Here is a 16,062-nt window from a genome sequence, read left to right as displayed (position 1 = left end):
AAACATGCGCCTCACCACCAACACATAACCACCAACAACGCCTGAGTAAGACACCGCTACCGGATACTCACTCAGGCGCTACCAGATACTCACCACACCGCTACCATTTCAGTCTTCTGAACACATTCGCGAGGCCTAAGGAAAACGCTAACGTGGCTTTCCACGGGACGTCGCCAAGCACGGCGCCGTGGAAAGCCCTCCGAATAAAAGCGCCCTCTGTGCTAGGGGGCGCTTTTTCTTTCTAGATAGGATGGTTCGCATGCACATCTTGAAGATGATTCGTGAAGACCTCGCCAACGCGCGCGAGCATGATCCGGCCGCGCGCGGCGACGTCGAAAATGCCGTGGTCTACTCCGGCCTTCACGCCATTTGGGCGCACCGAATCGCCCACCGCATGTGGAAACGTGGATGGCGTGGGCCAGCCCGTATTTTGGCGCAGCTTAACCGCTTCTTCACCGGAATCGAGATTCACCCCGGCGCTACCATTGGCCGGCGCTTCTTCATTGACCACGGCATGGGGATCGTCATCGGTGAAACCGCCGAAATTGGCGATGGCGTCATGCTTTACCACGGCGTCACGCTCGGTGGTCAGGTGCTGACACAGACAAAGCGCCACCCAACAATTGAGGACAACGTCACCATTGGCGCGGGCGCCAAAGTGCTCGGCCCGATTACCATCGGCCACGGCTCCGCTGTGGGTGCCAACGCCGTGGTGACGAAGGACGTGCCACCGGAGCACATTGCCATCGGTATCCCGGCCACCAACCGCCCGCGCAAGAAGGATGAGCGCATCAAGCTGGTGGACCCGGACTACTACATCTAATAGACCGTGCCCTTAAAGGCTGCCTTCACGGGCAGTCAGCCGCTGGTAATCGGGATTCTTCTCAATGAAGCGCGCCACGGCGCTGCACGTTGGAATGACTTGGCGGCCGGCCGTTGAGTCATCATCCAGTGCCGCTTTAATTAGCGGCTTGGACAGTCCTTGGCCCTGAAATGACTCGAAGATTTCCGTGTGCGTGAATTCGCGTGTGGTAGCGGAATCACTGTATTCGGCGAAGCCTGCTTCTTCCCCATCAACGGTGATGACGAAACGGGATTGATCGGTTTGGTGCGCAACTGAAGTAGTCATGCCGCCCATTAAACCAAAAAGAGCAACAAAAAAGCCCCTTCCAATGGAAGGGGCTGTCTTGTGGCCAGAGCCAGGATCGAACTGGCGACCCCACACTTTTCAGGCGTGTGCTCTACCGACTGAGCTATCTGGCCAGAAGCCACAAGGACTTCGGCGACCCTGACGGGACTTGAACCCGCGACCTCCGCCGTGACAGGGCGGCGCGCTAACCAACTGCGCCACAGGGCCATTTTCAATTATCTGTTGTGCGCTGGGCACGAATAAGTACTCTACACAAAGCTAGATAAGCACACCAAATCAGCATGTCATTCACCGTTTTCACGGTGATGCAGCCCCTCAATACACACTGTCACCACAGCGCCTAGACCTATACAGATCTATGCGCCATTTGCGACGTTGCAGGAGCCTCCACACACCACCATAAAACGACACAAGCCCCGAGGCATATGTTCTATAAACAATGCTCCGAGGCTGAAATATGGCGACCCTGACGGGACTTGAACCCGCGACCTCCGCCGTGACAGGGCGGCGCGCTAACCAACTGCGCCACAGGGCCATAAGTATTTTCTTGTGCACCAACACAAAAGTGTTGGTACCCCCAACGGGATTCGAACCCGTGCCGCCGCCGTGAAAGGGCGGTGTCCTAGGCCGCTAGACGATGGGGGCCCGTTGCCTTGAGGCAACTTTGTAAAAATATACTGGAGACATCCTCACTTAACCAAATCGTCCTGGCAGAAAGGCAGAAAACCATGGCTGACCAGCGGGATACCTGTTCCTGTCACGAGCCGGGTGTGCACGGCTACAACTCCGATGATGAGCAGAAAGCAAAGTACTTGGCTCGCCTCAAGCGCATCGAAGGCCAAACCCGAGGCATCCACCGCATGATCGCGGAGGACCAATATTGCATCGACATCATCACGCAGATCTCAGCGGTTACTTCAGCGCTCGAGAACGTTTCCCTAGCGCTCTTGGAGGACCACATAGAACACTGTGTGGCGGGAGCAGCCGCCGAAGACGGGCAAGTAGCCACAGAGAAGCTCGAGGAGGCCATGCGGGCCATCAGGAAGCTCGTTAAGAGCTAGCCCTGAACCCAGCCCTGCGCTTGGGCCCCAAAATAAAAAAGAGCCGCCCGAAGGCGGCTCTTTTTGTGGGCCCTGTGGGGATCGAACCCACGACCTGCGGATTAAAAGTCCGTAGCTCTACCAACTGAGCTAAAGGCCCAACGCTCACCTATCCTAGCCGGTGGCACCAAAGAAAAGGAAATGGCCCTCACCTTCAGCGGTAAGGGCCACGGCCTTGCGGGTCTAAGAATTAGCCGCGCATGTCACCCTTCTCCATGAAGTTCACCTGGAAGTCGAAGGCCGTCTTCAGGTCGTGCGGGGTGTGCTGGAACTTGTTAGCCTTGGCGCGCTCGAAGTACTCCTCCAACATCGGGCGGTAATCCGGGTGAGCCACGGCGATAACCTTCTCCACGCGCTCCTTCGGGGCCAAACCGCGCAGGTCCGCAACGCCATACTCGGTGATGATGACCATGGTGTCGTGCTCGGTGTGGTCGGTGTGAGAAACGAAAGGCACGATGGCGGAGATAGCGCCGCCCTTGGCCACCGACGGGGAGACGAAGGTGGAGATATAGGCGTTACGGGTAAAGTCACCCGAGCCGCCGGTACCGTTCATGATGCGGGAGCCGGAGACGTTGGTGGAGTTGATGTTGCCGTAGATATCGCCCTCAATCATGCCGTTGGAAGAAATCAGGCCCACGCGGCGAATAACCTCCGGGTGGTTGGATACCTGCTGCGGGCGCAGGATGATGTGCTTGGCGTAGCGATCAGCCTCAGCGTTCATCTTGTCCGCGTACTCCGGGGACAGGGCGAAGGAGGTTGCGGAGGCGACGGTCATCTTGCCGGCGTCGATAAGATCCAACATGCCGTCCTGGATAACCTCGGTATAGGCCTGAATGTTTTCGAACTTGGAGTCCAACAGACCTGCCATCACGGCGTTCGGGACGTTGCCCACACCGGACTGCATGATGAACTTGTCATACTCTAGGCGGCCGGCAGCAACCTCGCCCTCGAGGAACTCGATGAAGTTCGCAGCAATCTTCTCAGAAACCTCATCCGGGGCCTTGAACGGAGCGTTGCGGTCCGGGGCATTGGTCTTGACCACAGCCACGACCTTCTCCTCCGGAATCTCGATGTAGGTGGTACCGACGCGGTCAGCCGGCTTAGTAATCGGGATTGGCTGGCGGTTCGGCAGCTTCTCGATCTTGTAGATATCGTGCATGCCCTCGAGGTTGAGGGACTGCCACTCGTTGATCTCAATGATGATCTTGTCGGCGGCATCGATGTATTCGAGGTTGTTGCCCACGGCGGAGGACGGAACGATATTTCCGTTCTCATCAATACGAACGGCCTCAATAATGGCTACCTGGAAGTCACCGTAGAAGCCCTCTTCCACCTGCTGGCCAGAGTGCGAGAGGTGGATGTCCTGGTACAGGGCGGAGCCGTCGTTGAAGCGGCCGCGCAAAACCGGATCAGAGTTATACGGAGAGCGGAAGCGGATGGCGTCTGCCTCAGCCAACACACCATCACAGTCCGGAGCGGTAGAGGCACCGGAGAAAACATCGATCTTGAACTCCTCGCCCGCCTCATGAGCTGCCTTCGCCTTCTCCGCGATGGCGGTCGGCAGCGCCTTAGGGTAGCCAGCGCCGGTAAAGCCGGAGATTCCCACACGGTCACCGTGGTTGACGAACTTTGCGGCCTCGTCAGCGCTCATCACGAGCTTCTCAAACGGTGCGTATGCAATTCTCTCAGACATTAGTCCTCCTTTTATGTGCAGAAACGACCTACGTTACGGTCCTTTCCTGTTAGTTACATGCACCACACTAGCGAATCGGGGGAGGATTTACCGCACTCTGCCCCAAACTGTGTGCACCCCTCACTTTCCTCGTGAGAATTTGCCACCCCAGGCTCTTTCCGCGCACAATTGGCGGCGTGACTCTTGCTATCGGAAAAATCCAGCTCAACTCCCCCGTTGTCCTCGCCCCCATGGCGGGCGTGACCAACGTGGCCTTTCGCGTGCTGTGTCGCGAGCAAGAGATAGCGAAGACCGGCACCGTCTCCGGCCTTTATGTCTGCGAAATGGTTACCGCCCGCGCCTTGGTAGAGCGAAATCCCAAGACGCTGCACATGACCACTTTCGATCCACAGGAGAATCCGCGCTCGTTGCAGCTGTACACCGTCGATCCGGAGTACACCTACAAGGCGGCGAAGATGATCGTGGATGAGAATCTGGCTGACCACATCGATATGAACTTTGGCTGCCCGGTTCCCAAGGTCACGCGCCGCGGCGGAGGCTCCGCACTCCCCTATAAGCGCCGCCTCTTTGGCAACATCGTCGCCGCAGCGGTCAAGGCCACGGAGGGCACCGATATTCCGGTCACCGTGAAAATGCGCGTGGGCATCGACGAGGAGCACCACACGCACCTCGACGCCGGCCGCATTGCGGTGGAAGAAGGGGCGTCGGCAGTCGCGCTCCACGGACGTACCGCCGCGCAACGCTACTCGGGCCATGCGGACTGGAATGAAATTGCGCGCCTTAAGGAGCACTTGGCCCATACCGGTGTTCCTGTCTTGGGAAACGGCGATATTTTCAAGGCCACGGATGCCCACGCCATGATGGAACAAACGGGCTGCGACGGCGTCGTCGTGGGACGAGGTTGTCTGGGCCGTCCTTGGCTCTTCGCAGAGCTCTCCGCGCACCTTCGTGGCGAGCCGGTGCCGGCCGAGCCCACGTTGGGAGAGGTCACGCAGATCATGATTCGCCACGCAGAACTGCTGGCGCAGCACGAGGGCGAGGACCAGGCCAGCCGCGATATCCGCAAGCACATCGGCTGGTACCTACGCGGTTTTCCCGTGGGAGGTCAGGTCCGTGCTGGCCTGTCCCGCGTGAACTCCCTCGACGCTCTCCGGGAGCTGCTCGAGCCGTGGGCGGATTCGTCTGCGCTTGCCGACGATGCCGATGGCGCCCGCGGCCGCCAGGGTTCGCCCGCCAAGGTAGTCCTTCCCGAGGGGTGGCTCGACGATCCGGAGGACGCAACCGTTCCGGAAGGCGCGGAGATTATGCATTCCGGCGGCTAGCCACGAAAACCCCTTTTGTGTCGCTCGACAGGCACTAGACCAATTGTTCAGCTAAAGTACGTGACATGCGCGCTGCCTACCGTGAACAGTTGGACAACTTTGCCCATGACCTCATCATCATGAGCACTGCGGTTCATAAGCTGATGACTCTTGCCTCTCAGGCATTAATCGAATCCTCCCTGCAACCAGCCGAAGAGGCCTTGTCGTTGCGCGATGAGTTGGATGAAGTCCGCTCGCGCTGCGAAGACCGTGCAGTGTCCCTTCTGGCCTTGGAGAACCCGATGGCCAAGGATCTGCGCCAGGTCATCGCTTCCATCTATATTGTGGAAGATTTTTACCGCATGGGCCGCTTGTCTCAGCACATTGCCACCAGCGCCCGCCGCCGCCACCCTGAATCAGTTGTTCCGTCAGACATTATGGGCTATTTCGAGGAATACGCCCGCCTCGTTCTCGACATGTCCTCAGGCCTCAAAGACATCCTTATCACCCGCGATCCGGAGCTGGCGCTCCGTTTGACCGAGGACGACGACGCCGTCGATGACATCAACCAACACCTGCTTCGTATGTTGACGCAGCGCGAGTGGAAAGGAACGGTGCGCCAGGCCGTGGAAACCTCGCAGCTTTCGCGCTACTACGAGCGTTTCGCCGATCATTGCGCAGCAGCTGCCGGCCGCATCATTTACCTGGCAACGGGCTTGGACCCCGACCGCTACATGCGCAAGCGTGATCAGGAGCAACGAGAGGCAGAGCTGGAGGCCCGCATGGCGGAGCTGGAGCGCCAGTTTCACCGCTAGCCCCTACCGCTCGCCACACCTAGCGCACAGTGCATGCACAAAGCCGGCACCTCTTCTAGACCTTTAGAAGAGGTGCCGGCTTTCGGCGCTGTCAGTGTTTAGCCGAAGCGGCCAGAGATGTAATCCTCGGTATCCTTCTTTGCGGGGTTTTCGAAGATCTTCGTGGTGTCATCGAACTCCACCAGGTGGCCAGGACGGCCGGTGGCTTCCAGGGAGAAGAAGCCGGTCTTGTCCGACACGCGGGCTGCCTGCTGCATGTTGTGGGTAACGATAACGATGGTGAAGTTTTCCTTCAGCTCATGGATCAGGTCCTCCACGGCCAAGGTGGAAATCGGGTCGAGCGCCGAGCAGGGCTCGTCCATCAGCAGGACTTCCGGCTCCACGGCAATCGCGCGAGCAATGCACAGACGCTGCTGCTGTCCGCCGGACAGGCCGCCGCCCGGCTTGTCCAGGCGGTCCTTAACCTCATCCCAAAGGTTGGCGCCGCGCAGGGACTTTTCGGCGACTTCCTTCAGCTTCTTCTTGTTCTTTTCGCCGGACAGCTTCAGGCCGGCAACAACGTTATCCTCGATGGACATCGTCGGGAACGGGTTGGCCTTCTGGAAGACCATGCCGATGGTATTGCGAACGGACACCGGATCGACCTTCGGCCCGTAGATGTTCTGGCCGTCCAGGAGAATCTCACCCTTGACATAAGCACCAGGGATGACCTCGTGCATGCGGTTCAGGGTGCGCAGGACTGTGGACTTACCACAGCCGGAAGGGCCGATGAAGGCAGTCACGGCCTTCGCCGGGATCTGCATGTTGACGTTCTGTACGGCGTGGAAGTCACCGTAGTAGATGTTCACGTCGTTGAGCTCAAGCTTGGACATGAGTAGTGCTCCTATGGGGTAGGTAGAAAGTGAATACGGTTACTTCTTGACGGAGAACTTCGCCGAAACGATGCGCGCGCCAATGTTGAGAATCGCGATGAGGAGAACCAACGTAAGGGCGGCACCCCACAGCTTGTCCAGGACGGCCGGATCAGCGCCGGACTTGTACATATCCAGCATCATCAACGGCAACGAGGACTGCGCACCCTTGAGTGCGTCCCAGTTGATGGAGGAGGTGGAGCCCACCAACACCAGCACCGGCGCGGACTCACCCATGATGCGGGCCACGGCCAGCATGATGCCGGTGACGATGCCGGACAGTGCAGTCGGCAGAACGATGCGCGCGATGGTCTTCCACTTCGGCACACCGAGAGCATAGGAAGCCTCACGCAGATCCATCGGGACCACGCGGAGCATCTCCTCGGTATTGCGGACCACAATCGGAATCATCAGGAGCACAAGCGATAGCGCCACCGCCATACCGGAACGCTTGAAGCCGAACAGAGTAATCCACATGGCGAAGATGAACAGGGCCGCAACAATGGAAGGCACACCGGAGAGGATGTCCACCATGAAAGTAGTAAGACGGCTCAGCGTTCCACCGCGGGAGTACTCCACCAGGTAAATCGCGGTGAAAATGCCGATCGGAACGGAAATGACGGTCGCGATGACGGTCTGCACAAAGGTACCGATAATAGCGTGGAGCGCACCGCCGCCGGCCTCGGTATCAAGGATTCCGCGTTGGGAGTGGGTCCACCATTCGGGGCTCAGGATAGCGCCCGAACCGCGAGAAATGAGCTCGAAGAGAACCCACAGCAGCGGAATCATGGCGATGATCATCGTTGCCCACACGAGAACGGTGGCAACAGTATTGGTGGTCTTTCGGCTCGAGGAGATATCCAGGAAGGTCGGGCCGGAAGATGCCGGGACAGAGTTGGAAGTTGTAGTCGTAGTCATCTCTGAGCCCTCCTTACTTGCTCTTCACGATGGAACGGGCAATAGCGTTGACCAAGAAGGTCAGAAGGAACAGCATGAGGCCAGCGGCGATATACGCACCGGCACGCATCTCATTACCGAACTCAGCAGCCGCCAGGGCAATGGCCGTTGCGAAGGTGGTACCGCCGTCGAACAGCGAGAAGCGGAAGTCCACCAGCGGGGAGACAACCATGTAGAGAGCCATGGTCTCACCCAGCGCGCGGCCCAGACCCAGCATGGAGCCGGCTATGTAGCCGGACATGCCGAAGGGGAGAACCGTCATGCGGATGACTTCCCACCGGGTGGCGCCGAGGGCCAAGGCGGACTCGATTTGACCGGGAGGGGTCTGCACAAAGACTTCGCGGGCGGTGGCAGCGATGATCGGCAGGATCATCACCGCCAGAACAATGCCACCGGTGAGGACGTTGCGGCCCGTCGCAAAGTTCGGGGAGTTGTCGTAGACCTTGAAGAGGAAGAAGCCACCAGCCCAGGAGTGCAGCCAGGTGTAGAAGCCGGACAGCGCAGGGCCGAGCACCTGCCAGCCCCACAGGCCGTACACGATGGATGGCACGGCGGCGAGCATGTCTACCAAGAATCCCAACGGCTTGACCAGCTTGGCCGGCGCGTAGTTGGACAGGAAGATGGCAATACCGAGCGCGACCGGCATCGCAATGATGAGAGCCACGATGGAAATCAAGACGGTGTGGCCGAACATGGTCGGGATACCGAACTTCATAGCATCGGTGTCGTTGGTCTCCCAACGGTCACCGTAGGTGAAGAAGCCCAGAATGCCACCCTCATTGACGGACAGAGAAGGAACCGCACGCCAGATCAGGAAGGCCGCGATGGCAGCGATCATCACCGTGATCAGCGTTGCGGACGCAGTGGACAAGAATTCAAAAATGCGATCACCAGGGCGCTTCACACCGGACTTGACGGCGGGCGTAGAGGTGGCGTCCGCCTCGGACGCATGCGCGCTAGGGCGGGTCGCTGAAACGGCATCCTCCTTCACGGACGACGCTGTGGTGAGATTGTTGTCTGCCATGAGACTAGGGAATCCTTTTCAACGGAAACAATGAAAATACGGGACATGCTGCCGCCCCCAAAGCGCTCGTGAAGGGCGGGTTGGGGGCGGAAGTGTGTGTTCAAACGGACGCTACGGGGGTTCAAAGAAACCCGCGTAGTAACGCGCTCTTACTGGATAGCCTCGACGGCTGCCTTCAGGCGCTCCAGGTGGTCACCGGAAACCGGGATGAAGCCTGCCTTCTCCAGCTCCTCGGACTGATTGTCCAGGACGGTGTTAAAGAAGGCCTTCACCAGAGCGGAGGTCTCCTCGTCGTAGCCAGCGGAGCAGACGATGTTGTAGGTGGTCAGGATGAGCGGGTAAGCGCCCTCATCCTTGGAAGCAAAGAGCTTGTCGGAGTCAACGACCATGTCGTGCTCGGAGTTGGTCTCCTTGAAAGCGAGGTGGTCGAGAGCGACACCGACGGACTCAGAGCTGAGCTCAACCGGGCCGTTGCCGAAGTCAATCTTGGCAATCTTGACGCCATCGGCTTCCTTCTGGTGAGCGTAGCCAGCCTCAACGTAGGTGATAGCACCCTCGATGGAGGCAACCTGGTCAGCCACACCGGAGGAACCGTTAGCACCCTCACCAACAGAATCCGGGAACTGCTTGCCTTCGCTGTCCCAGTTGCCGGTAGCGGACTTCAGGAACTTCTGGAAGTTATCGGAGGTACCGGACTCGTCAGAGCGGAAGATGACGGTGATGTTCTTGTCCGGAAGGTCGGTGCCCTCGTTCTCAGCCTTGATGGCGTCATCGTTCCACTTGGTGATCTCGCCCTTGAAGATCTTGGCGAGGGTTTCGGTGGAGAGGTTGACCTCGGTGTCACCCAGGTTGTAGGCGATGGCGACGGGGCCAATGGTCGTCGGCAGGTGCCATGCGTCGTTGCCACCGCAACGCTCCTTGGCGGCCTCAACCTCGCCCTTATCTTCCTTCAGAGCGGAGTCAGAACCGGCGAAGTCAACGGTGCCGCCGTTGAAAGCCTTCACACCAGCGCCGGAGCCGGAAGAAGTGTAGGAGAAGTTAGCATCCGGGTATGCCTCCAGGAATGCCTTCTCAAAGACGGACATAGCGGACTTTTGGGAGGATGCGCCCTCACCAGAGAGGTCGCCGGAAACCTCTGCCCCATCGGAACCGCCTTCAGCGGAGCCAGATTCGTTGGACTCAGAGCAGGCAACGAGAGCAGTGGAGGTGGCGGCGACGATGCCGAAGATAGCGGCGGTGCGCTTGAAGTTGCGGATCACGGGAAACCTTTCCGGTGCGGATACAAGAGAATGATTGTCCGAGCAAATCGCCCTCTACTCTTCTTTGAGCGATCTTCTTGAGACGAGCGCGATTAACTCACGTGTTGTAAAGCTATACAGGGCGGGTTAACCCCACAGGGATCAAGAGATGAACAATCGGTGAACTTGTACCAAAAGCCGGTGAGGCTAGTCACTTTTCGCCCAGACGCAGTGTTCCTCAGCGATGCCAAAGCCCAAACGCTCGTAGGCCTTTACCGCCGGAGCATTATCAGCCTCGACATACAAAATGACCTTGTCCGCACCTTTAGCCGTCATGCGCTGCAGCCCAGCACTCAGCAGCGGTCCACCGAGCCCGCGCCCGCGATAGCCCTCACCCAATCCCACAACATAGACCTCACCGAAGGCTGGGGTAGTCTCGTCGTGCCACTTCAGCCAGTGGAAGCCGGCCATTACCGGGTGGCTGTGGGAGTCATTCGGAGAATCCCACAGGAAAAGCACGTCGGCAGGATCGAACCACTCCGCCTCCATCCCGCGGTGCAGGCGCTCCAGATCCCAGCCTCCTTGCTCCGGATGCCACGCGAAGGCTTCATTGTTCGTGCGTACCCATTCCGCCTCGACGTGCTCGCGCCCGAAGCGCTCCACTGACTCGGTGTAGGTCTGAATCTCTAGGCCATCAACCGTTGCCGGCGCTTCCTCGGCCGCGCGCAAGTCCTGCCCCTCAATCGCCATGACAAGCAGGCGCCTGACGACGTCCATCTCGTTGCGCTTCGCCAGCGCTTGCGCAGCGAGAAGATTGCCATGGGCCCAGATTTGGGGGGAGGTTGGGAGGGCGTCGACAAGCGCCTGCCCTACCCCTCGCCCTCGGTGTTCCACGTCAACAAAGAGCTCTACAGTCTGCCCATCGAGGGCAGCCACGCCAGCTACCGCACCATCTTCAATTGCGAGAAGATGATGGTGCCCAAGGCGTTCATCCCTGAGCCCTAAAAGAAACTGCTCGGAGAGGGGCGCAACGCCGTCGTGAGCTTCAGCAGCAGTGGCCAGCTCCTCCACGCGCTGGGCCACATCTGGGTTCTGTGGCAGAGTCTTGGTCTCAATATTCATGTTTCCCACCCTACGTGCGGTAGTAATAGAGGGGTGACTGTCATCTACCTCAACCGCACTGCCGTACGCCTTGCCGCCGTTGCGGGTGTGGCCCTGACAGCATGGCTGGCGGATTCAGCGGTGGCGATGCACGCAGAACATACCGTGGCCCAGAAAGCGAAAGCCAGCTCCCAGTTGGAAAACACCCCGAATGTCTACATCGGCGGCGTCCCCTTCTCCCTTGCCGCGCTAACCAAAGAGATTCCATACCTGGAGGTCAACTCCTCCGACGTGGAAGTTCCGAAACTCGGCATGGTCAATGCCTCCACAACACTGCGCGACATCACAATTAGCCCCGAGCAACTCTTCAGCGGCGAACTGGAAGGCTCACCGGTATCCACCTATACGCGCAGCATCAGCCTCGACGGAGTGGCCTTGGGCCGCATGCTGGGTATTACTGACCTCTCCATTGCCAACCCCGATAATATGTCCCCCACCGGCGGGCCCTCCGCCGAAGCTGAGCTCACCGGCACGCTGCCGGGGGATACCACCAAGTCCACCGCGACGGTGACGCTGCGCCTCGTCGGCCCAGAGTTTCGCATGAGTGTCTACGGGACGGATGACGAACGCTTGAAAAAGGCCTTCGGCCTGGTCTTGGACACGCGCCAACTCCCGTTGCCTTCTCAAGCCACCTCCGTGAAACTACACGGCGGCTCCATCACCTTCGAGGTACAGCGACGCAATATCACGCTGAAAACGGCACAGCTCTCCCCGCTGGAGATCGATGGTTCGGAGGAAAAGGCCGTCGAGGATGCCGCGCAAAAAGCGCAAGACACCGCCAACGAAGTAGGTAGCGCGCCGACGACGCCGCCGAGCTGGCGCCAAAACAGGCAGAACTAAGCCGACGGTGCGCCAGCGGTACCCGCACCGTAGGCTTTTTACTACCGCCGGCTACTTAATACGGATGAGATCTCGCAGGACTCGGCGGAAGCTGCGGTGAATAGGCGGTGCCGGGTCGATGGGAGCAAAGACTTCCAGCGCGTCTGCTTCCGACTCCAAGTGCACCTCCGTAAAGGTGCCTTCCGACTCCCCGTCCGCTTGGAAGCGGTGCGGCTTAGGGCAGACCAAGTCCACCTCAACGGCATCCTCAAAATGCAGCGTGCGGGCATCCGTGACCTTATTCAACCAGTGACGGTGATCCACGCCGAACAGGTGGAGAACGCCCACGAGACCATCAATCCCGCCGAGGTCCGACACACCAAAAAGGCCAAGCCCCTGATCGAAGGAATTGCGCGGATTGGTCACCACCGGCAGCGGCCCCAGGAAGGTCCACGGGTTGGTGTTGGAGGTGAACATGACGGGAACGTCATCGGCCGCGAAGGTTTCGCCCGAGCTCGAGCGCGCACGCACATTAATGCGCGGTGGGCGGATGCGGGCGCGCTGATAGGCCTGAAAGGCCACCGCCAGGTAGCGCAGCGGGGTGGCTGAAAAGCCCATCTCCCGTGCACGGTCCACGCGAGCCAGCACGTCTGCATCCAGCCCGAAACCAGCATTGACCGCAAACCACCGGTCATTCCACATACCCAACGACACGGTGCGGCGGGTATTTCGCTCCAGCATCCGGGCCAGCACGTGCGCCGCCTCGACAGGGGTATTGGGGAAACCAAGGGCGCGGACGAAGACGTTTGCTGAACCAGTAGGGATCACCGCTAACGCCGGGATCTCCTGGGGGCTAGGGCGCTGTGCGGAATTCGCCGGGCCGAGCAACCCATTGACGATCTCATTGACCGTGCCATCGCCGCCGAAGACCAGGATGACGTCAAAGTCCTCCCGGGTCATACCTCGCACCATGTCTTCCGCGTGGCCCGGGTAGTGCGTGAAGCGAGCGAGCAGCTGCAACCCATCCACCTCCCGAATGACGGGCAAAACCTCTCGGAAGAGAGCCGCATTCTGGCTCGTAGAATTAGGGTTTGAAATCAGCAAAGCGCGCATGGCTCCCTAGACTACTGGAGCCTAGTGGTTTCCGCGGCGCTGCCACGACTACGCTGGGGCAGCATGAGCGAACAGACAAATAGCGAGAAAAACACGGAAAACACCCACCCGGAGAACACCAAGGTAGACGGCAACGCGGCCGTCAACCAGGCAGCGGAGGCATGGAAGGATGCAGCCTCCCGCAACATTCCCACCGTTGATGTAGCAGATAATCCCCTGCCGGATGAGACGGCGAACTTGCGTCAGGGCCCGTCGCTGCACGATGGTCTGCTCGGGCTTCTCCCCCTCGTCGGTGTATGGCAAGGGGAAGGCCAAGCCCACAGCACCGACGGTGAACAGTACGCCTTTGGCCAGCAGCTCATCATCGCCCACGACGGTGAGAATTACCTGACCTATACGTCCCGCACCTGGAAGATTGATTCCGAGGGCAACCCGGTTGGCCCCGATGTCCGCGAGTCTGGGTTCTGGCGCATCTCACTCAAGGACGAGATTGAGATGACCTATACCTCGTCCAACGGCATCAACGAGATCTTCTATGGTTCACTGTTTAACGAGCGCGCCTGGCAGCTCGAGTCTGCGTCCACGATGGTCACCGAAACCGGCCCCGCCAACCTCGGCCCCGGCAAGCGCATGTATGGCCTCATGCCGAACAACAACCTCGGCTGGGTGGATGAGCGGCTTGTCGACGGCGAAATGCGCCCTTACATGTCCGCCGAGCTCACCCGTGTGGCTGGCTAACTAGCAGTGCGGCGAAGTTAGCGTGCCAGGGCGGCGTCGATCAGCGCGCGTATCTTCTCCGCGTTCGCCGGCGCCTTGAGCTTCTTTTCATTCAGGCGCGTCACACGCACCGCAGTGCGCACCGAGGAGACGAGCCACACTGAGTCAGCCTCCTCGAGGTAGCGCAGATTCAGCTCCTTCGCCTTGCAGCGATATCCCTGTTCAGAGGCATACTCAAAGAGCGCAGCTTGCGTGGTGCCAGGCAGTATTCCCTTGCCCGCCGGGGTGCGCAGCTTTGTACCCTTGACCGCCACCACGGTGGAGGTGGCCCCTTCCAAGACCAGCCCCGTATCGGGATCGGTAAAGATCACATCATCAAATCCACGCTCGCGGGCCAGGCGCAGCGTGGCCATCGTGGCCGCATAATTCAGCGTCTTCGCCGGCAGCTCTTCCGCCACCTGCCACAGACGCGGCGTGCTCATCACCTTGACGCCGGTATCACGCTGCGCCACAACGTCATCCGGAATCTCCTGAACCACCACCCATGCCGTGGGCACCCCAGTCGAGGCCCGCCCGCGGGTATAGGTCCACGTGCACTTGGCCTCTCGCGCTAAACCGTCCTCGCCTTCCCCGGCGGTGGGACCACAATAGTCCGCGATGGCCAGCTCGGTGGCTTCTTTCCACTTGTGGATGGGTGGCTCCGGAAGATCGAGAGCACTCGCGGAATGCCGGAAGCGCTCCGCGTGGCGATGAAAATTGGCCGCCTTGCCGTCACGCACGAGGAGGGACTCGAAGATACCGTCACCGCGTGTGACCGCAGCATCGTCCCAATAGACCAACGGTAGGTTCGGCATATGACGCCGCACCGACCCTCCAAACGGTTCCACGACGTAGATGACCGGCTCTTTCCTACGCTGAAGGCTCATAGACCCGATTATGCCCTACCATCGGAGGGCGTGAGTTATACTTCGCCACTTCTTTCCCGGCCCGGGGCCGCTGAGTTCCAGGGCACCTCGCTTGTCGACGTCTCCGGTATCCCCTGGCACTACGGCAACCCCCTCGTGGAGCAGCGCGCGGTGGAGACAGGTTCCGCCATCATCGACCGTTCCCAACGCCGGGTCATTGCCGTTTCCGGGCCCGATGCCCGGGCTTTCCTGCACAACCTCCTGAGCCAGAAGCTCGATGACGTGGACGCCGGATTCTCTGCCGGCGCCCTTGATCTGGACATGCAGGGCCACGTCCTACACCACATCGACCTGTCCTTCGACGGGGAAGCCTTTTACCTCGATGTGCCACCGGCCCAGTTCGAATCTTTGCGGGACTTCCTCACCGCCATGATTTTCTGGTCCCAGGTCACCGTGGAGGAAGCGGACGCGGCGATCATCACCGTGCTGGGTAAGCCGCTACAGAAGCCTTCCAGCGCCGTGATGGAGCGCTGCGTGCACTGGCCGGGCTGCCCGCGCCAGGATTTCCTTGTGCCACGGGGTGAGCTGGAGACAGCAGTCGCAGAGTTGGAAAAGCAAGGCGGAAGTTTAGCGGGGCTCATGGCCTATACCGCCGAACGAGTGCGCGCACGCGAACCAGAATTGGCCGCTGACCTCGATGCGAAAACCATCGCCCACGAGGTTCCCCAGTGGATCCGACGCAGCGATGATAACCCCGCGTTCGTCCACTTGGAGAAGGGCTGCTACCGCGGGCAGGAGACGGTCGCGCGCGTAGAGAACCTCGGGCGCTCTCCGCGCCTGTTGGTCATGCTGTACCTCGACGGCTCCGCTCCGGAGCTCCCCGTAAGCGGGGCGGATATTTCGCTGGGGGGACGGCGCGTCGGCAAGCTCGGCACCGTGGTAGAGGATTGCGATTATGGCCCCATCGCGCTTGGTCTAGTGAAACGCAGCGCCCTCAACCACGGGGATCTGAGCATTGGTCCAGTGGCGGCATCGGTCGAGCCGGACTCCATTCCCGCCGACGAGGGCCCCAAGGCCGGGCGCGCCGCTGTGGACCGGCTGCGCGGAAAATAGTGGCGAAATGCACACTGCCCGTTGGCCGCGGGCTAGCGCACTTTT

General features: G+C 59.9%; 16 protein-coding genes and 5 tRNA genes. 7 read left to right on the top strand and 14 right to left on the bottom strand.

Annotated features, from left to right (window positions below; all coding sequences use genetic code 11):
- Nucleotides 1-259: 259 nt before the first annotated feature.
- Entirely contained in the window at nucleotides 260-823 is a 564-nt protein-coding gene (gene epsC / locus M5J06_RS08360; protein WP_070532406.1) for a serine O-acetyltransferase EpsC, read from the top strand.
- A gap of 12 nt (nucleotides 824-835) precedes the next feature.
- Here the strand turns inward: epsC and M5J06_RS08355 are convergent, their stop codons facing one another.
- The 5 genes from M5J06_RS08355 to M5J06_RS08335 all read right to left on the bottom strand — a co-directional run bounded on the left by M5J06_RS08355 (nucleotide 836) and on the right by M5J06_RS08335 (nucleotide 1,795).
- Nucleotides 836-1,138 (bottom strand): GNAT family N-acetyltransferase, encoded by a 303-nt coding sequence (locus tag M5J06_RS08355; RefSeq protein ID WP_070522980.1) that lies wholly within the window; start codon nucleotides 1,136-1,138, stop codon nucleotides 836-838.
- Nucleotides 1,139-1,190: 52 nt separating this feature from the next.
- A tRNA-Phe gene (locus tag M5J06_RS08350) sits at nucleotides 1,191-1,263 on the bottom strand.
- Nucleotides 1,264-1,283: 20 nt separating this feature from the next.
- Nucleotides 1,284-1,357 (bottom strand) — tRNA-Asp (locus M5J06_RS08345).
- 251 nt (nucleotides 1,358-1,608) lie between these two features.
- Nucleotides 1,609-1,685: transfer RNA gene (locus M5J06_RS08340), tRNA-Asp, on the bottom strand.
- Nucleotides 1,686-1,719: 34 nt separating this feature from the next.
- Nucleotides 1,720-1,795: transfer RNA gene (locus M5J06_RS08335), tRNA-Glu, on the bottom strand.
- A gap of 83 nt (nucleotides 1,796-1,878) precedes the next feature.
- Between M5J06_RS08335 and M5J06_RS08330 the strand changes: the two genes are divergently transcribed.
- Complete coding sequence (locus M5J06_RS08330; protein ID WP_070532400.1) at nucleotides 1,879-2,211, top strand: metal-sensitive transcriptional regulator; 333 nt, start codon at nucleotides 1,879-1,881, stop codon at nucleotides 2,209-2,211.
- Between the two features lie 66 nt (nucleotides 2,212-2,277).
- Here M5J06_RS08330 and M5J06_RS08325 read toward each other — a convergent pair.
- Together M5J06_RS08325 and scpC are read right to left on the bottom strand one after the other, a co-directional pair.
- Nucleotides 2,278-2,350, bottom strand: a tRNA-Lys gene (locus tag M5J06_RS08325).
- A gap of 90 nt (nucleotides 2,351-2,440) precedes the next feature.
- Nucleotides 2,441-3,943 (bottom strand): succinyl-CoA:acetate CoA-transferase ScpC, encoded by a 1,503-nt coding sequence (gene scpC / locus M5J06_RS08320; protein WP_070522973.1) that lies wholly within the window; start codon nucleotides 3,941-3,943, stop codon nucleotides 2,441-2,443.
- Between the two features lie 176 nt (nucleotides 3,944-4,119).
- On the opposite strand from scpC, the gene dusB reads away from it, so the two are divergent.
- Together dusB and phoU are read left to right on the top strand one after the other, a co-directional pair.
- Nucleotides 4,120-5,265 carry a tRNA dihydrouridine synthase DusB gene (gene dusB / locus M5J06_RS08315; protein WP_239249837.1) on the top strand — a complete coding sequence of 382 codons (1,146 nt, stop codon included), beginning with the start codon at nucleotides 4,120-4,122 and terminating at the stop codon, nucleotides 5,263-5,265.
- A gap of 65 nt (nucleotides 5,266-5,330) precedes the next feature.
- Nucleotides 5,331-6,059 (top strand): phosphate signaling complex protein PhoU, encoded by a 729-nt coding sequence (gene phoU / locus M5J06_RS08310; RefSeq protein ID WP_144676632.1) that lies wholly within the window; start codon nucleotides 5,331-5,333, stop codon nucleotides 6,057-6,059.
- A gap of 98 nt (nucleotides 6,060-6,157) precedes the next feature.
- Here the strand turns inward: phoU and pstB are convergent, their stop codons facing one another.
- From pstB to mshD, 5 genes are all read right to left on the bottom strand, one after another.
- Nucleotides 6,158-6,931, bottom strand: a complete 774-nt coding sequence (gene pstB / locus M5J06_RS08305) for a phosphate ABC transporter ATP-binding protein PstB (RefSeq protein WP_070532392.1) — start codon at nucleotides 6,929-6,931, stop codon at nucleotides 6,158-6,160.
- Nucleotides 6,932-6,970: 39 nt separating this feature from the next.
- A complete protein-coding gene (gene pstA, locus M5J06_RS08300) occupies nucleotides 6,971-7,888 on the bottom strand; it encodes a phosphate ABC transporter permease PstA (RefSeq protein ID WP_070522961.1) in 918 nt (305 codons plus the stop codon).
- A 13-nt stretch (nucleotides 7,889-7,901) separates the two neighbouring features.
- Nucleotides 7,902-8,951, bottom strand: coding sequence for a phosphate ABC transporter permease subunit PstC (pstC, locus tag M5J06_RS08295; RefSeq protein ID WP_070522957.1), 1,050 nt, complete (start codon nucleotides 8,949-8,951; stop codon nucleotides 7,902-7,904).
- 149 nt (nucleotides 8,952-9,100) lie between these two features.
- Nucleotides 9,101-10,210, bottom strand: a complete 1,110-nt coding sequence (gene pstS, locus M5J06_RS08290) for a phosphate ABC transporter substrate-binding protein PstS (RefSeq protein ID WP_070522954.1) — start codon at nucleotides 10,208-10,210, stop codon at nucleotides 9,101-9,103.
- A 186-nt stretch (nucleotides 10,211-10,396) separates the two neighbouring features.
- A complete protein-coding gene (gene mshD / locus M5J06_RS08285; protein WP_250224405.1) occupies nucleotides 10,397-11,311 on the bottom strand; it encodes a mycothiol synthase in 915 nt (304 codons plus the stop codon).
- Nucleotides 11,312-11,344: 33 nt separating this feature from the next.
- Between mshD and M5J06_RS08280 the strand changes: the two genes are divergently transcribed.
- Nucleotides 11,345-12,190, top strand: coding sequence for an LmeA family phospholipid-binding protein (locus M5J06_RS08280; protein ID WP_070532386.1), 846 nt, complete (start codon nucleotides 11,345-11,347; stop codon nucleotides 12,188-12,190).
- Nucleotides 12,191-12,241: 51 nt separating this feature from the next.
- Here M5J06_RS08280 and M5J06_RS08275 read toward each other — a convergent pair whose 3' ends face one another.
- Nucleotides 12,242-13,282 carry a diacylglycerol/lipid kinase family protein gene (locus M5J06_RS08275; protein ID WP_070532383.1) on the bottom strand — a complete coding sequence of 347 codons (1,041 nt, stop codon included), beginning with the start codon at nucleotides 13,280-13,282 and terminating at the stop codon, nucleotides 12,242-12,244.
- A gap of 63 nt (nucleotides 13,283-13,345) precedes the next feature.
- Between M5J06_RS08275 and M5J06_RS08270 the strand changes: the two genes are divergently transcribed.
- Nucleotides 13,346-14,020: a heme-binding beta-barrel domain-containing protein gene (locus tag M5J06_RS08270; protein WP_070522940.1), complete on the top strand. Its 675-nt coding sequence runs from the start codon at nucleotides 13,346-13,348 to the stop codon at nucleotides 14,018-14,020.
- Between the two features lie 17 nt (nucleotides 14,021-14,037).
- Here M5J06_RS08270 and M5J06_RS08265 read toward each other — a convergent pair whose 3' ends face one another.
- Nucleotides 14,038-14,925, bottom strand: coding sequence for an aminodeoxychorismate lyase (locus M5J06_RS08265; RefSeq protein ID WP_250224404.1), 888 nt, complete (start codon nucleotides 14,923-14,925; stop codon nucleotides 14,038-14,040).
- Between the two features lie 30 nt (nucleotides 14,926-14,955).
- Here M5J06_RS08265 and ygfZ point away from each other — a divergent pair, with 30 nt between their 5' ends.
- Nucleotides 14,956-16,017, top strand: a complete 1,062-nt coding sequence (gene ygfZ, locus M5J06_RS08260; protein WP_250224403.1) for a CAF17-like 4Fe-4S cluster assembly/insertion protein YgfZ — start codon at nucleotides 14,956-14,958, stop codon at nucleotides 16,015-16,017.
- Nucleotides 16,018-16,062 lie beyond the last annotated feature (45 nt).

The organism is Corynebacterium intestinale (genome assembly GCF_023574125.1).
GTDB classification, from domain to species: Bacteria; Actinomycetota; Actinomycetes; order Mycobacteriales; family Mycobacteriaceae; genus Corynebacterium; species Corynebacterium hesseae.
The sequence above is the reverse complement of the archived record's forward strand: the minus strand, read 5'-3'. Positions and strand labels throughout refer to the sequence as shown.

What these genes read in the sequence shown, in the direction of transcription:
- M5J06_RS08270 (WP_070522940.1), top strand. Translation starts at nt 13,346, where the DNA reads ATGAGCGAACAGACAAATAGCGAGAAAAACACGGAAAACACCCACCCG.
- mshD (WP_250224405.1), bottom strand. Translation starts at nt 11,311, where the DNA reads ATGAATATTGAGACCAAGACTCTGCCACAGAACCCAGATGTGGCCCAG.
- M5J06_RS08355 (WP_070522980.1), bottom strand. Translation starts at nt 1,138, where the DNA reads ATGGGCGGCATGACTACTTCAGTTGCGCACCAAACCGATCAATCCCGT.
- pstA (WP_070522961.1), bottom strand. Translation starts at nt 7,888, where the DNA reads ATGACTACGACTACAACTTCCAACTCTGTCCCGGCATCTTCCGGCCCG.
- epsC (WP_070532406.1), top strand. Translation starts at nt 260, where the DNA reads ATGCACATCTTGAAGATGATTCGTGAAGACCTCGCCAACGCGCGCGAG.
- pstC (WP_070522957.1), bottom strand. Translation starts at nt 8,951, where the DNA reads ATGGCAGACAACAATCTCACCACAGCGTCGTCCGTGAAGGAGGATGCC.
- scpC (WP_070522973.1), bottom strand. Translation starts at nt 3,943, where the DNA reads ATGTCTGAGAGAATTGCATACGCACCGTTTGAGAAGCTCGTGATGAGC.
- M5J06_RS08265 (WP_250224404.1), bottom strand. Translation starts at nt 14,925, where the DNA reads ATGAGCCTTCAGCGTAGGAAAGAGCCGGTCATCTACGTCGTGGAACCG.
- phoU (WP_144676632.1), top strand. Translation starts at nt 5,331, where the DNA reads ATGCGCGCTGCCTACCGTGAACAGTTGGACAACTTTGCCCATGACCTC.
- M5J06_RS08275 (WP_070532383.1), bottom strand. Translation starts at nt 13,282, where the DNA reads ATGCGCGCTTTGCTGATTTCAAACCCTAATTCTACGAGCCAGAATGCG.
- pstB (WP_070532392.1), bottom strand. Translation starts at nt 6,931, where the DNA reads ATGTCCAAGCTTGAGCTCAACGACGTGAACATCTACTACGGTGACTTC.
- M5J06_RS08330 (WP_070532400.1), top strand. Translation starts at nt 1,879, where the DNA reads ATGGCTGACCAGCGGGATACCTGTTCCTGTCACGAGCCGGGTGTGCAC.